General features: G+C 41.3%; 10 protein-coding genes. 2 read left to right on the top strand and 8 right to left on the bottom strand.

Annotated elements, in window-relative coordinates; translation table 11 throughout:
* Window positions 1-39: 39 nt before the first annotated feature.
* The 7 genes from AHMF7605_RS25105 to AHMF7605_RS25075 form a co-directional block, all read right to left on the bottom strand.
* Complete coding sequence (locus tag AHMF7605_RS25105; RefSeq protein WP_199200306.1) at window positions 40-531, bottom strand: KdsC family phosphatase; 492 nt, start codon at window positions 529-531, stop codon at window positions 40-42.
* A 210-nt stretch (window positions 532-741) separates the two neighbouring features.
* Window positions 742-1,563, bottom strand: coding sequence for a Rossmann-like and DUF2520 domain-containing protein (locus AHMF7605_RS25100; protein WP_106932707.1), 822 nt, complete (start codon window positions 1,561-1,563; stop codon window positions 742-744).
* Between the two features lie 83 nt (window positions 1,564-1,646).
* Window positions 1,647-4,238: a cytochrome c biogenesis protein CcsA gene (gene ccsA / locus AHMF7605_RS25095; RefSeq protein ID WP_106932706.1), complete on the bottom strand. Its 2,592-nt coding sequence runs from the start codon at window positions 4,236-4,238 to the stop codon at window positions 1,647-1,649.
* 176 nt (window positions 4,239-4,414) lie between these two features.
* Complete coding sequence (locus tag AHMF7605_RS25090; protein ID WP_106932705.1) at window positions 4,415-4,837, bottom strand: cytochrome c maturation protein CcmE domain-containing protein; 423 nt, start codon at window positions 4,835-4,837, stop codon at window positions 4,415-4,417.
* Window positions 4,838-4,922: 85 nt separating this feature from the next.
* Window positions 4,923-5,195: a CcmD family protein gene (locus AHMF7605_RS25085; RefSeq protein ID WP_106932704.1), complete on the bottom strand. Its 273-nt coding sequence runs from the start codon at window positions 5,193-5,195 to the stop codon at window positions 4,923-4,925.
* Window positions 5,179-5,847, bottom strand: a complete 669-nt coding sequence (ccsA, locus tag AHMF7605_RS25080; RefSeq protein ID WP_106932703.1) for a cytochrome c biogenesis protein CcsA — start codon at window positions 5,845-5,847, stop codon at window positions 5,179-5,181. Before ccsA (AHMF7605_RS25080) ends, AHMF7605_RS25085 begins: the two co-directional genes overlap by 17 nt.
* Window positions 5,848-6,014: 167 nt before the next feature.
* Window positions 6,015-6,698 (bottom strand): heme exporter protein CcmB, encoded by a 684-nt coding sequence (locus AHMF7605_RS25075; protein ID WP_262512368.1) that lies wholly within the window; start codon window positions 6,696-6,698, stop codon window positions 6,015-6,017.
* A gap of 269 nt (window positions 6,699-6,967) precedes the next feature.
* Between AHMF7605_RS25075 and AHMF7605_RS25070 the strand changes: the two genes are divergently transcribed.
* Both AHMF7605_RS25070 and AHMF7605_RS25065 read left to right on the top strand, forming a co-directional pair.
* The gene (locus AHMF7605_RS25070; protein ID WP_106932702.1) at window positions 6,968-9,766 is read left to right on the top strand and encodes a TonB-dependent receptor; all 2,799 of its coding nucleotides are present in this window, start codon (window positions 6,968-6,970) and stop codon (window positions 9,764-9,766) included.
* Between the two features lie 61 nt (window positions 9,767-9,827).
* Window positions 9,828-11,246: a hypothetical protein gene (locus AHMF7605_RS25065; RefSeq protein WP_106932701.1), complete on the top strand. Its 1,419-nt coding sequence runs from the start codon at window positions 9,828-9,830 to the stop codon at window positions 11,244-11,246.
* Between the two features lie 175 nt (window positions 11,247-11,421).
* Here AHMF7605_RS25065 and AHMF7605_RS25060 read toward each other — a convergent pair whose 3' ends face one another.
* Window positions 11,422-14,823 carry a DEAD/DEAH box helicase gene (locus AHMF7605_RS25060; RefSeq protein WP_106932700.1) on the bottom strand — a complete coding sequence of 1,134 codons (3,402 nt, stop codon included), beginning with the start codon at window positions 14,821-14,823 and terminating at the stop codon, window positions 11,422-11,424.
* Between the last annotated feature and the right edge of the window lie 268 nt (window positions 14,824-15,091).

Genomic DNA, 15,091 nt, shown 5'->3' with positions numbered 1-15,091 from the left:
ACCTGTTAAATAAATAATTATTCTAATATTTTTAATAATTCACCATTTACTATGTGTCTTTAAGACAGTTTCTATTAAATCACGCACAGCGCCCTTACCACCCGGTACATCAGACACATAGTGGCACCTAGTTCTTATGTCTATAGCGGCGTCGGCGGGGCAAGCGGCTACTCCGCATAGTTGCATTACTCCCAGATCCGGAACATCATCGCCCATGTAAACAATATGTTCAGCTTGCAGATTTTTTTCCTGCAAAAAAGCCTTAAATATTTCTACTTTATCTTCTACCCCTAAGTAAATGTGCTCCACATCCAGGGAGCGCAAACGCTTGTAGACACCCTCCTCCTTCCGGCCGGAAATAATAGCCACTGCATAGCCTTTTTTAATAGCGTGCCGGATAGCATATCCATCTTTAATGTTAAAAGCGCGTACCTGTTCCCCACTCGCCAGGCAAAACAGCGAGCCATCGGTTAATACCCCATCTACATCAAAAATAAAGGCCCTTATCTGAGAGAAATCTGGTTTGTTCATAGAGATTGCTAGTCCATAGTCCACAGACCATAGATCCTTTTTTATTATAAATTTGTTAAATTATTAATGATAGCCGGGAAATAGCACAGGTTGTATTTGTAGAAGATAAACCAGTAAACTACTCCAACGCTTAACTTTTGGTTCGGAAATCTTATCCCAGAAAAGAAGCAATTATGCATTTATATTATCTGGAATTTTAACAATCAGGATTTATTCTTGAGTATAGAGCTGGTTTAATGCCGCAAGTTCCTGTGCTTTCTGTTGAATACTTTCCGTTAGTGTATTATAAATAGCCAAGTAATTAGGATAATGCTGTAATAATTGCTGATGCTGAATTAAAATATTTTGATCGAACCGTACGGCGGGTCCGGTCTGTACCTGGAAAGGGGAATGCGTAAAAGCTTTCTGAAGAGTTTCCGTTATTAACGGCTGCAATACTGAAAAATCAATTTGATACTTCTCTAAAATTTCCTGGCTAATTCCCAGCAAATGATTGGTAAAATTACAGGCAAAAACAGCTGCTAAATGAATTATTTGGCGGGCTTCCGTAGGCAGTTCTATTACCTGCTCGCTAATACTTTCGGCTAGGTTTTTCAATAAACTTAAATCAGCGGAATTGCTGGCCTCCACCCCAATCGGGGTTTGCTTTAGGTTAATAGCTACTTCTTTACTAAAAGTTTGAACAGGATAAAAAACTCCACCCCTTATTTTAGATTGATTGGTGAATATAGTAATAGGCAAACTACCCGACGTGTGTACTACTAAACTATTAACCGGAAAAACCGCCCGCTGCAACACTTCTTCTACTGCATCATCTTTTAAAGCCAGAATAAAAACATCAGCCTTTACCAGGCTAAAATCTAATTGATGGGTAGGATGCGCCTGCAGCAGAGACTCCGCTAAAAATTCAGCCTTTATCAGGGAACGGCTATAAACAGAAACAATCCGGTGACCAGCTTGCTCAAAAGCATGCCCAAGATGCCAGGCCACGTTACCGGAGCCAACTAATGCAATAGAAAGGGAAGAAGTCATAATAGAACAAATTTAAACTACATAAAACAAAAAAGCGGAGAAGTCTCCGCTTTTTTGAAAAATTCAAAATGTGTTTAATACTACTAAGCCATTTGTTTATTTCGCACGGCTCGTTTCTTAGAACTACCCGCGTCGGGGTTAGTTACCGTTTTGGTTTCCTTGTAGCGTTTAAAAATAGCCATTCCCATTCCAATAGACATAATAATAGTACCTATCCAGAGAATATTGATAAATGGTTTTTCAATAGCTGCCAGAATAACGTAATCCTTTTGCGTGGTGTTTACGCCTACTTTAAATTTATTATTCTTAGTATCGATGTTCAGGAAGGTTAACCGCAAGCCTAAGTCTTCTATTTCGTCCGGAATTCGGCCTACCAGATTATCTTTAATGACAAAAACCGGATGCGCGTGATAATCTTTGTCTTCGCCGGAAATAATAAAATCAGCTTGTACGGCTACGTCGTTCGCTCCCAGTTCAATGCCTTTTACGTCGCGGGTGGGCTCAATTGCTTTTAGTACCGCGAAGTAATCGTTTAAAAACAAAGTATCGCCAATTGCCAAATCCTGTTCCTTTAACTCACTCCATTGCTTTTCTTTATCGTCGGCGGCTACGCGAACGTGAGTGTATATATCTTTATTCGAAAACATTTTTATAGCCGGAGAAGCAATAAAACCCATTTCGGGGTTTACTTGGGCCCGAGGATAAAGCGTAAAAGCCTTGCCGGTTTCCCGGTTCTTAAACTCAACCTGATAATAGGTATTTTCCGGGTAAATATTAACGGTATCGCCGGTTTTAAAGTACACTTTGTCTTGGTACTTAATATCTGCTCGCACTAAAGCCTGGTGTTCATCCGGTAATTGAAATAATAATTGCTTGTTTACGTATTCCGGAAAGTCCTTCACTTCAAAATATCTTCCGCGGTAAGCTACATCGTAAGGGCCCATCTGAACTTTTTCGTTCCGGAATAATAACACGTTATCGCGGTTTATATCTTCCGGAAAATCGCGGGAATATAATAAACCCGAGGTATTCTTCGATATAATGTTGGAGTACCCCGACGAGAATAAAATACCAAATAACATTAGCGCGATACCAATGTGGGCAATGCCTCCGCCCGATAAATTTACTTTCCGCCGCACCAGAGTAAGCACCATGCTTAGATTCGCGAAAATGGCAAAAACCGATACAAATAGCAGCACAAAATAAGAAACAGAATTTATTTTAGGAATGAGCTCTATTTTACCCAGCATATACACCAGACTCACAAAGAGAAAGGTTAAGATAAGTGGTACGGCTAAAGCATTCATTACTTTAGATTTATCGTTCTTTTGCCACCAAAGCAACTGCGCCAATCCGGATAATACCGCAATACTCACCCCCATCCATAACTGAAACTTAGTGTAGTGGGCAATTTGGTCGGCCGGTAAAGCCATATTGGATTTAATGCCGATAAAACCTAGGAAAGAGTTGTAAACTGGTATAGAAGTAGTTACTAGTACCTGGAAAGCTCCCAAACACAAAACGGCAACGCCAATAAATACCCAAAATTCGCTGTTGTAAGTAGTTAATTCTTTTTCGGTAGCCGGAATAGCCGACCAGTGACGAACTAACAAAACAATGGCTAATACTACAAAAGCCGCCAGATAAGCAAATAACTGTCCGGATAAACCTAAATCGGTAAAGGAATGAACAGAAGCATTACCTAAAATACCGCTACGGGTTAAGAAAGTAGCGTATAAAACAAGTAAGAAGGTAGTAACTATTAAAACAAACGTGGTACGTAAAGCGTGCTTACTGCGCTTGTAAATAACCATAGTATGCAGACCCGCAATTAATACTAACCACGGAATATACACGGCATTTTCTACCGGGTCCCAGTTCCAGTAACCGCCAAAGTTCAAAGTTTCGTAGGCCCAGTAAGCGCCCATCATAATACCCACGCCTAAAACTAAACCACCAAATAAATTCCAGGGCAGAGCTGGTTTTATCCAAGCAATGTATTCGCGCTTCCAAAGGCCGGCAATAGCAAAGGCAAAAGGTACCAAAGTAATAGCAAAGCCCAGGAACAAGGTGGGCGGGTGAATGACCATCCAATAATTCTGCAATAATGGGTTCAGGCCGGTACCATCTTTCGGAATAAAGTTCGGGTTCAGTTTAAATACCGGCGCATCGGTCATAAAATCGCGCAGCAGAATAAACGGTGAGGAACCTATTTTTAAATCACCAATTACTACCCCCAGAATCATGGAAGTGAGGAATAACTGCACAAAAGCAAAAACGGCCATAGTAGGCGCTTCCCACTTTTTATTAAACCAGATAATGGTTAAACCCAGCAGGGTATGCCAGAAAATCCACAGCAAAAAGCTCCCCTCTTGTCCTTCCCAAAAGCAGGAAATCATAAAGTGGGTAGGTAAGTAATTAGAAGAGTGACTCCAGGCGTAATAATATTCGTAGCGGTGGTTATAAATAATATTAAACAAACTGAAAATAATGCTCAATACCGCAATAGTATGCACGTAAAAAGCGCCCCGCCCCAAGTTGCGCCAATTTAGATCGGTGTCGCCGAGCGGTTTGCCTTTTGCCGCCATAAAATAAGCCAGCGCCGCCACTATAGCCGCTACAAAAGCCACAATCACACTCGCGTGCCCCAGATCACCAATGAACGTATTTATCACTGCTTTTTAAAAGTTAAGAGTTATGAGTTGAGAGTTATGAGTTGATTAAACCATAACCTTTCTTTGCATTTATTTAAATTATGATCGACAATATTTTAATTGTTGAAAGAGGTTAAAGAGTATTAAAATTACAAGATAAACAACTCTTAACTTATAACTTTTAACTCTTAACTAACCTAAAGGCTTGCCGTTTGTTTAATTTCTTTTTCGACGTATTTCGACGGGCATTTGAGCAGTATTTTGTCGGCTACAAAAGAATCTTTCTGCATATTCCCCATAATTACTACCTGCTCCGAGCGCTCGAAATCCTGGGGTTTCGGTTGAAAATACACGACTCGTTGTTCATTGCGCAGCGTATCCACTAACACAAACGAGAAATAATTTGGATCCAAAACCGGGTTGTACTCCATCCCCACAATATGCCCTTGGGCATCTTTCTTCAAGCGACCTACCACATGCACTTTGCTGGTTTTGCCTTCAGAAGCTAATTCGCGAGCCTCTTTAAACGAAACGTACATACTGGCATCGCCGGCCGAAGAAATAATAATTCCGATAGCCAAGGCAATAATACCAATACCAATAATATGCGATCTTTTCATTTGTTTGTTTTAGAATTGGAGAAAGCTACTCTCTTAATGTAAACACGAAATCAGTATAATAATTCCAGTAAAAACCTGATTTATATCAGCTTCTGTACTGTTGTTCCAGTCGGGCCACCTTACGATCTAAGCGGATTAAGTAAATAATAAGACCCGCTAAAACTGTAGCAATTACCGCTACCACCACGTAAATTTTGCCATCCCGGCGCAACGTATCTGCCATTTCCACGTCCGAGTTACCCGTTTCGGTGGTAGCCTGTACGGTAGTGGCATTTTCGGCGGTTTGCGCCAGCGTAACAACGGGTGCAGCAGCTAACCACAGAAATACTATAAATAAATACTTAAGCATGTTGTTCATGGAATTTATGTTGAAGAAGTTCGAGTCGGGTTTTTACGTTTACCATCCAAACGCCCAGCATGGTCCAGGCAATAACCGCCGGATAGAAGACCATTCGCATGTTATTATCTAAATCGTAGGAGCTAAAACCAGGATTTCCCCCGTTGCCCGGATGCAGCGAATCGGTTAAACGGGGCAAAATAAACAGCAAAGGAATAAGAGCGGCAAAAGCAAAAATATTATACACGGCGCTGATGCGGGCCCGTTGCTGCTGCTCGGCAAACGAACTACGCAAGACTAGGTAAGCAAAGTAAATAAGTAGACCAATAGCGGAGGCATTTTGTTTGGGATCGTTGCTCCAATACTCTCCCCAGGTAAAACGGGCCCATTCCATACCGGTAATAATGCCCAACACCCCAAATAAAACGCCCACTTTGGCCGCTGATTCGGCAATGGTATCGTTCCGCACCGAAGGCATTCGGAGGTACTTAATAGAATACACGACCGAGATAGTTAGAATAATGATCATCCCGAACCACATGGGCACATGGAAATAGATGTTACGGATAGTCTCGTTAAGGATAGCCAGGTGCGGCACCTTATATAATAAGCCGGCAACTACTGTGTAAAACAGTAATAGTACCGTTAAAATTTTCCACCAGGTTAGTTTCATAGTAGTAAATTATAGCTTCTGCGCTTTATAATGTAACAAACACTTCCACCATTTTATTTAATTTTAGGTGAATATTTTTATAAATCTGCCCACAAAATTTTTCTTCTTTTAGCTACCTCTCTCCCTACTAAAATTAGCATTACGCATTAAAAATTCATTATTAAAACTTAACTGCGCCATAAATACGGAAACAGAATGTAAGAGACACTCACTACAATCAGGTTTATAGCCAGTAGGGTTAGTAATTCATCCGAACTAACGGAACGATCCAAACCATCAATGGCATTTTTCGATAATTTCATGAGCATCAGCAGCATTGGGATAATTACCGGGAAGCTTAGTACCGCCATTAAGGTACTACTATTAGCCGCTTTAGCCGCAATGCTGGAAATCATGGTCAGGGACGTAGAAAAACCTAATGCTCCTATTACTATAGTACCTATAAACAGCAAATTATCCTGCACCGGGTTACCTAATACCCCGGCGTAAAACAAATAACAAATTAAGGCCAGCACCAGCATTAATATCGTATTGTATACAATTTTGGCCAGAATAATACCTTGGGGGCTTACCAACGCATAGTAATACAGCAACCGGCCCCGACTCTCCTGAATAAAGCTTTTTGCAATCGCGTTTACCGAGGTAAACAATAAAATTATCCAGAACAGAGCATTCCAAACGGGCACTTCTAAATTAGCAAAACGCAACCGGAAGCTTAGATAGCACACAAAAACGGTACTGCCCACGTACAATAACATCCCATTAAAGGCATATTTCTGCCGCCATTCCAGCAAAAAATCTTTTTGTACCAGGTAAGTTACTTCTTTAAACACGTTATACGTTTCGGGCAAATTTACAATAGAAAAATCTGGAATGATAATAAAATGAGGAATATTACCTAATCATGCACCTTATCGAGCAAAAAGAGCATAGAACTATGTTTTTTAATTATTCAATTAGCATATATTTATTAATAAACCAGTATATATTCTTTTAACAATTGCATAACAAATCAACCCTGAACATAACAATAACATAACATCCCGGTAATTTTAGAATAAACTAGGTGAGGTACTTTTGCGGCCGAGACTAATACGCACCATCTATCCCATTCAAGTTTATGAAGAAAATTCTATTATTACTCACTTTGCTGAGTACCAGCATCTTTGCATTTGCTCAACAGGGTACTTTAGCCGGCAAAGTAAAAGACAAAAAAACCGGCGAACCTATTATCGGAGCTGTAGTTTTTATTACCGGTTCTAACAAAGGCTCCACTACCGACCTGGAGGGTAACTATTCTATTCAGATTGATCCGGGGGTGTATAAAATCACCGCTTCTTACGTTTCGTACAAGCCGCAAAATTTTGAGAGTGTTCAAATTACGGCTGGTAAAACTACCACTTTAGACATAGCCATTGAAGAAGCTACTACGCAATTAGGTGGGGTTACTATTACGGGTACGAAGCAAACCAACACCGATATAACGTTAATTAAAGAATTAAAACAAAGTGAAGTAGTAGTAAGCGGGGTTTCCGGCGAACAAATAACCAAATCGCTGGATCGCGATGCGGCCGAGACGGTAAAACGGATTCCGGGAGTAACGGTCATGAACGATCGCTACATTTACGTACGGGGTTTAAGTGAGCGCTACAACACGGTTATGCTCAACGATGCCTTGACTCCAAGCACCGAATCGGATACGAAAGCGTTTTCATTTGATATTCTGCCGACCAGTGTTATCGACCGGATAATGATTTACAAAGGTGGTTCACCGGAACTGCCCGGAGAATTTGGCGGTGGCGTTATAAAAGTCTACACCAAGAACTTTGCGGACCAAAACAGTACTACTTTAAACATTTCCGGGTCTTACCGTAACAATACTACTTTTAATAATTTTGCTACCTACAGTGGCGGCAAAACCGACTTTTTAGGTTTCGATGACGGCTCCCGGACACTACCTGGTTCTTTTCCGAAAAATCTTAACGAAGCCAATAATACCACTGTAGCCACAGCTGCCCGCGCTTTACCTAACACCTGGTTGCCGACAAATAAAACGGCGGCCCCTGATTTGAGAATGTCGCTGGGGCTAACCCGCCGGATGGATATTGGCGATGTAAAAATTAGTAATCTTACTTCCCTGTCTTACTCTAACACGCGTCAATCTTATAATGCACTACGCACCGATTTCCTGGAATATAATCCGGATACTAAGAATAGTTCGATAGCCTATAATTTTCATGATCAGCAATCGAATGCTAATGTGCGGTTAGGTGTTATTCATAACTGGGGAGTTCGGTTCAACAATCGTCATAAACTGGAATTCCGCAATTTATTTAATCAGTTAGGCAGTAGCCAGGTAACCGAACGTCAAGGAACCGACCAAACCAACGGGGTACAGGAGCAACGGAACTACGCCTTGCGCTACGAAAGCCGCACCATTTATTCTGGCCAATTACAAGGCACACATACCCTGCCAAATTTAAAAAATACCTTTACCTGGACAACTGGTTATTCTTACACTAACCGGAATGAGCCCGATTACCGTAGAGTACGCACGCAGCGCGAGGCCGGATCTAATGAAGCTTTTGCGGTGTTAATTCCCACTGTACCTAGCTTACGCGATGCCAGCCGCTTTTACTCTAAGCTTAACGAGAACATTGTTATGGCCAGCGGCCAGTTTGAACACTTATTCGGTCAGCCTGATTCTACTTCCGGTGAAATCGAAAGGGCTCCAAAACTACGGATAGGTTTCTACACTGAAAACAAAAAACGCGATTTTAGTGCCCGCTACATGTCGTACGCTCCCGGTTCAAACTACAATATTGGTTTAGTTTACGAACCATTAGATCAGATATTCGCGCAGCAGAACATTGATAATGGGAACCTAATTTTAAATGAAGGCACGGGCCCTAGCGATCATTATACCGCATCTAACTTATTGTTAGCTGGTTATACGGGTATTAATATCCCACTTGGCATTAAATTTAATGTATCCGGTGGGGTGCGGGCCGAATACAACCGACAGAAATTACACAGTCGTCGTTTAGGGGGAGCTCCGGTAGAAGTAAACAATCCTATTACCCGGGTACTTCCCTCTTTTAACCTGACTTATAATCTTACTTCGAAATCGCTCCTTCGCTGGAGTTCTAGCCTAAGCGTAAACCGTCCTGAATTCCGGGAACTGGCACCATTTACCTATTACGATTTTAACACCAACTTCGAGATTACAGGTAATCCGAACTTAAAAACTCCTACTATTTATAATACTGATATCCGATACGAATTATATACCAATCCAACAGAAATCATATCGTTTGGTGCTTTTTATAAGTATTTTCAGAAACCAATCGAAAATACTTTCGAGAATACGAATGCCGCTAATTCTTACACTTTTGGCAACGCCGATTTTTCCACCAGTTACGGTATAGAAACCGAAATTCGTAAATCGTTGCTCGACCTATCAGAGTCTAAATTCTTACAAAATATCTCTCTGGTTTTAAATGCTACCTTAATTAAGAGCCAGGTAAACCTAGGCAATTTAGCCACTATTCAGGATAAGAAACGAGCTATGATGGGCCAGTCACCTTATATCATTAACTCAGGAATATATTACCAAGACGATGATCGTAAATGGCAGGTAAACTTATTGTACAACGTAGTAGGTAAGCGCATCTTTATCGTAGGTAATTCCCAAAATCCTACGGTATACGAAATGCCCCGCAATGTTCTGGACCTGACTTTGACAAAAGGTATTGGCGAGCGCTTTGAAATAAAAGCTGGTATTCAGGATTTATTTAATCAGAAATTCCGACTAACTCAAGATTCAGATAGTAATGCTAAAATTAATAAAATCGACGAGTCTATTTACGAATACCGTCGTGGCCAATATACAACGTTTGGCATCTCGTATAAGCTTTAAAATTCGAATTCTTAGAAAAACCACCAACTCTCACCTAACTAAAATTTAATTTAAAAACATTATGAAAAAATTACAAAACTGGGCTTTTCTTATCCTGCTAGCCGTGGCTTCTTTTGCTTGCGACGACAACGATAATACAGACCCTGTAGTAACACCTAAAACAGAATTTAAGGTTACCGAGGCAAATGGCATGACGGAGATAGAAGGAGCAACTGATCAAAATTATACTTTCTCTGCCACTAAAAAATATCTTTTAAAAGGCTTCGTGTATGTACAGAGCGGTGCTACTTTAACCATTGAACCTGGTACCATTATTAAAGGCGATAAAACTTCTAAAGCAACTTTAATTATTGAACGCGGCGGCAAAATCATGGCCGAAGGTACAGCTTCTAAACCTATTGTTTTTACGTCTGCACAAGCCAAAGGTAGCCGTAAGTCCGGCGATTGGGGAGGTATTATTTTATTAGGAAATGCCCCCATAAACTTACCAAATGGTACTGGTAAAATTGAAGGTGGTGTAGATCGGGAATACGGTGGCACTAATGCTGCTGATAATTCTGGTAGCCTCAAATACGTACGAATTGAATTTGGCGGTATTGCTTTTCAGCCGGATAATGAAATTAATGGCTTAACTATGGGTGGTGTTGGCTCCGGCACAACTCTAGACTATATTCAAATTTCACACAGTGGCGATGACTCTTTCGAGTGGTTTGGTGGTACCGTTAATGCCAAGCATTTAGTGGCTTACAAAACCGTAGATGATATGTTTGATACCGACAATGGCTTTTCGGGCAAATTGCAGTTCCTGGTAGGAATGAGCGATCCAGCCGTAGCAGACGTATCGGGTTCAAATGGTTTTGAGTCCGATAACGATGCGCAAGGTTCTGCCGCTACTCCTAAAACTTCGGCTATGTTCTCCAATGTTTCCTTGTTTGGTCCCAAAGCTAATCCGGAAGCTGCTGCTACTGACTATAACTCTAATTTTAAACGGGGCATGCACATTCGGCGGAACAGCAGCATTTCAGTTTATAATACTTTAGTTGCTGGATGGCCTACTGGTCTCCTATTGGATGACCAAAGTGGAAATAGCTCTACCACGGAAGCTAATGCTACTTCTGGTTCCTTAAAAATTAAAAATGTAATTATTGCGGGCTCCGGTTCTAAATCTTTAGCTGTATTTGCCGGAGATGCTACCGTTACACCTAACAAACCTGCTAGTACCTTTGATTTAGCTGCCTTCTTTAATGCTACCGGTAACAACAACAGCATTATTGCCGATTATGCTACTTTAAGTTTACCGAATGCTTTTAACCAAGCAACTCCTAACTTTTTACCTGCTGCCGGTTCCGTTCTGCTAACAGGTGGTACCACTACAAGTTTAGATCCATTCTTCGAAAATGCTAATTATGTGGGTGCTTTTGGTGCTACCGACTGGACTGCCGGCTGGACCAACTGGAATGCTAACGAAGTAGAATACTAACAAATCAAAAATATGATGGTGCATCGGAATGGGTGAGAATAAGATGTTGCCATCTCTCGTTAAAGCAGCTTAGTCTCCTGCTTTAGCGGCCTAAAGCCTGCCGGTTCGGCAGGCTTTTTTGTTTTTACTGTAAATTGTTGTCTTTAGAAAAAAGTATTGATGAGCTCTGTTCTCCTCAACTAAACAAACCTAGCAAATCTTGCTTCGATAAAGATTTTAAAATCGAATTCTCTGTTTTAATTACTTCCTGCGCCAACTCTTTCTTTGTTTCCTGTAAATTTTTAATTTTTTCTTCCACCGTGTCCGGACAAATTAGGCGAACGGCTACTACATTTTTCTTTTGCCCGATGCGATAAGTGCGGTCAATGGCTTGGTTTTCTACCGCCGGATTCCACCAAGGATCAACGAGGTACACGTAATCGGCGCGGGTTAAATTAAGGCCGGTACCGCCCGCTTTTAAACTGATTAAAAATACCCGAATACAATCTTCGTCCTGGAAAGAATTTACTGCTCCTGCCCGATCTTTGGTTTGGCCGGTAAGCAAAGAATACGGAATATGGCGGGTTTCTAATTCTTTTTGAATTAACTCCAGCATAGACACAAACTGCGAAAACACGAGAATTTTATGATAAGGCGCTTTGCTCTCGATTTGCTCCATTAAAATTTCAGTTTTGGCTGACGCAGTTACATTATAATCGCCGTCGGGGAGCAAAGCCGGGGAATTGCAAATCTGCCGTAATTTGGTGAGACCGCGTAAAACGTGCATGCTGTTTTTCTTAATCTCCCCTTCGTCCTGCGCCGAAATATAATCCCGGATTTCCCGCTCTGCTGCCTCGTATACCCGGCGTTGTTCCAAACCCATCTGGCAGTAAATTATTATTTCGGTTTTATCGGGTAGCTCCTGGGCTACTTGTTCCTTGGTGCGTCTTAAAATAAAAGGGCTTACTTTACGCTGTAGTTCGGCTGCCCGGCGGCTATTTTTAAATTTATCAATGGGAGTAGAATAATGATCGCGGAAATAACGCTTGTTCCCCAACAAACCGGGGCAGGCAAAGGAAAGCTGACCGTATAAATCAAAAGTATTGTTTTCAATGGGCGTACCCGTGAGCACCAATTTATTGCGCGATTGCAACAGTCGCACCGCCCGGTACCGCTGCGATTCCGGATTTTTAATATTCTGCGATTCGTCGAGGATAATGTAATTAAAAATGTATTCTTTTAATACCTGAATATCCGACAGCAAGGTACCATAAGAAGTAAGTATTATTTCATATTCATCCAGGCCGTCCAAGTTTTTTATCCGGTTCGCTCCGTGTAGGGTGCAAGTTTTTAACGAAGGTGCAAATTTAGCTACTTCTTCCTGCCAGTTAAACAACAAAGAAGTGGGTACCACCACCAGGTTGGTATTGCGTTCTGTTTTTCCCCGCTGGGTTAAAATAAAAGCCAAAACCTGAATGGTTTTTCCTAAGCCCATATCATCCGCAAGGCAACCCCCGAAATTAAATTGATCCAGAAAATGGAGCCAGTTTAAGCCTTCTTTCTGGTAATCACGCAAAGTAGCCTGTAACCCTTCCGGTACGGCAACGTCCGGAATAGCTTCAAAAGAACTTAGTTGTTCCCGGTAAAAAGCAAGCTCCGTTCGTACTTCCTGGCTTAATACTTCGGTTTCGTAAAGCTCCGTAATGCTGGAAAAATTAATTTTAGACGTTCGTATTTGTTCGTTCACCACTTCGCCGGCCTCAAAATACGCGGTAAATCTAGTAAGCCATTCTTCGGGAATAATACCTTGGCTGCCATCATCGAGTTTTACGAACTTGTTTTTGTTCCGGATAGATTGATGCAGGTACTTTAAAGGCACTTTTTGTTTCCCAAACCGAACGTCCAGAGCAGTATCGAACCAGTTTATGCCACTCGTAACCAGAATAGATATTTTAGCTTTATAGGGGTTTAGGTTATTATTTTTTAATTCTTTAAAGCCCAAAATGGAAATGCCTTGTTGCTGCCAGTTATCAAAAGCATCCAAGAACCAACCTTCTTCCAGAAAGCGGGTGCGGTGCAGGTAAAAGCAATCCAGGTGCAATTGCTCGTAAAAATACGGGTGCTCCTGCAGCACAGCCGCCATTAAATTGTTTTCGGCCTCTTCGTTGCGCGCCAGGGTAAAAGCATTGCCTCGGGCATCGGTAGCATAAATCTGCTTTCTGGAATGAATAGGTATTTCCAGGGGACCGTAGCGCATGACTGGGGTAATCAAAATAAAGTCTTCCGATTCAGATAAGTAAATGAGCGGCTCCTGGGTTTCGTAGAAACCGTAATCTACTATTTGCTTTTCGGTGGCGGGTTTTACATACGAATAATTTATTTGGATTTTACTTTCCAGGCTGGCCAGAATGGTTTCCCGGAACTCGGCAAACTTAGATGCGTGAATGAGTATTTTGTGATTGCGCTTTTTAAAAAATTGAATAACCCGGTGCAAATCCGGGTTTTGAATTAAATAAAGATTATTTTTTATCTGAATAAAATACTCGTGTTTAACCAGGAGCTTTAATAAATTAATTTTTTGTTCTGCCAAACGAAGGTCGCCGGTAATCTGGTAAAAACTGTCTTTTACTTCTACGTCCAACTCTAAGTTTAAAGGTAAATTTTGAAGCTGCACGGGTACTAAGGAGGTACCCTCCACTCCTACCGCATTTTTCTTCGGCTGATGCAGGTAAAAGCTAAGGTGCAATGGGTTTTTTACCAGAGCTTTCAAGGCCTCCCGATCCGATTCAACCGGGTCGGTGTGGTAATTACGCTGAAACTTGGTTATGGCCGAATAAAATTTTACTTCTTCGGGGTTTTCCGTGAGCCAAATTAAATCCGCGGGGGAAATTACTTGTAAGGGATTTTTAATTTTTCCTTCCTGGGTAAGGGCCGCCTGGTATAATTCGAGGTATAAATGCTTATAATATCTATGCTCCGTTAAAACTACAATTAGGCGCGATGTTTCCTTAACTGCTACTTGGGTGGGTATTGGCACTTTAGTGGGCGGCAGTAGGGCAGTCGATAAAAAGGCCTGCGTTTCGGCGTTTACAGGAAGTAATTCTTTTATCCGCGGTATTACGGTTACGCTTTTATTCGTGTATTCCAGGTTAAAATACTCGTCCAGGTTTTCGGCTTCAGCCAGACCATACTCCCGGGCTGTGGAAATTATTTTTTCGCGCCGCAGTTGCTCATCAAAGAAAACCCTTAGCTCGGGCCGAATGGTTAAGGCTTGCAACACTTGGGCCTGGTGGGCACATAAATTAATTTTAGGAGCGCTACAGGAACAAGTTAACCATATAGTATCCGGAAATTGAACAACTTTTACTTCTGGTATAGTAATACCTCTTCCCGAAAAAGTAAAAGATCCTTGGTTTAAAGAAAGAAAAGTAGGATAAACTTCGTACGAAGAACCGATGGTGGCAAGTACTTCGGGGGTACTGTAATTTACAATATCCTTATAAGTGATGGTGGCTACACGGGTACCTTCCAGCACATAATCAGTAGCTTGCCTCGTTTTCTCCTCTTGATTTCCTGTTTCTTGTTCGTTCGCCAACATTATTTCGTAACAACCTTCTCCGAAAGTTAAGCATAAAGTTTTTGATTTTTAAAGGCGGACTTACTGCTCAATTAATCCTATTCAGGTACAAGAGCATAAATAGAATCATTCCGGATTGCCATAGAACAAGCCAAAAGTTTAATCCTCCTTACCTTCTCTTAAGGTAGCCTTTTTTCAAATTTTGCAAAATTCCTGTCGTTCATAAAAAGTTTTTGCCTGAATCGTTAGAATATATTTAGGCAAATAAATATATTTCTAAGCGGAAGAT

The sequence above is a fragment of the Adhaeribacter arboris genome (assembly GCF_003023845.1).
Classification (GTDB): domain Bacteria; phylum Bacteroidota; class Bacteroidia; order Cytophagales; family Hymenobacteraceae; genus Adhaeribacter; species Adhaeribacter arboris.
The sequence above is the reverse complement of the archived record's forward strand: the minus strand, read 5'-3'. Positions and strand labels throughout refer to the sequence as shown.

Coding starts and splice junctions, on each gene's coding strand:
- AHMF7605_RS25105 (WP_199200306.1), bottom strand. CDS start 531: ATGAACAAACCAGATTTCTCTCAGATAAGGGCCTTTATTTTTGATGTA.
- AHMF7605_RS25100 (WP_106932707.1), bottom strand. CDS start 1,563: ATGACTTCTTCCCTTTCTATTGCATTAGTTGGCTCCGGTAACGTGGCC.
- AHMF7605_RS25090 (WP_106932705.1), bottom strand. CDS start 4,837: ATGAAAAGATCGCATATTATTGGTATTGGTATTATTGCCTTGGCTATC.
- AHMF7605_RS25085 (WP_106932704.1), bottom strand. CDS start 5,195: ATGAACAACATGCTTAAGTATTTATTTATAGTATTTCTGTGGTTAGCT.
- ccsA (WP_106932703.1), bottom strand. CDS start 5,847: ATGAAACTAACCTGGTGGAAAATTTTAACGGTACTATTACTGTTTTAC.
- AHMF7605_RS25070 (WP_106932702.1), top strand. CDS start 6,968: ATGAAGAAAATTCTATTATTACTCACTTTGCTGAGTACCAGCATCTTT.
- AHMF7605_RS25065 (WP_106932701.1), top strand. CDS start 9,828: ATGAAAAAATTACAAAACTGGGCTTTTCTTATCCTGCTAGCCGTGGCT.
- AHMF7605_RS25060 (WP_106932700.1), bottom strand. CDS start 14,823: ATGTTGGCGAACGAACAAGAAACAGGAAATCAAGAGGAGAAAACGAGG.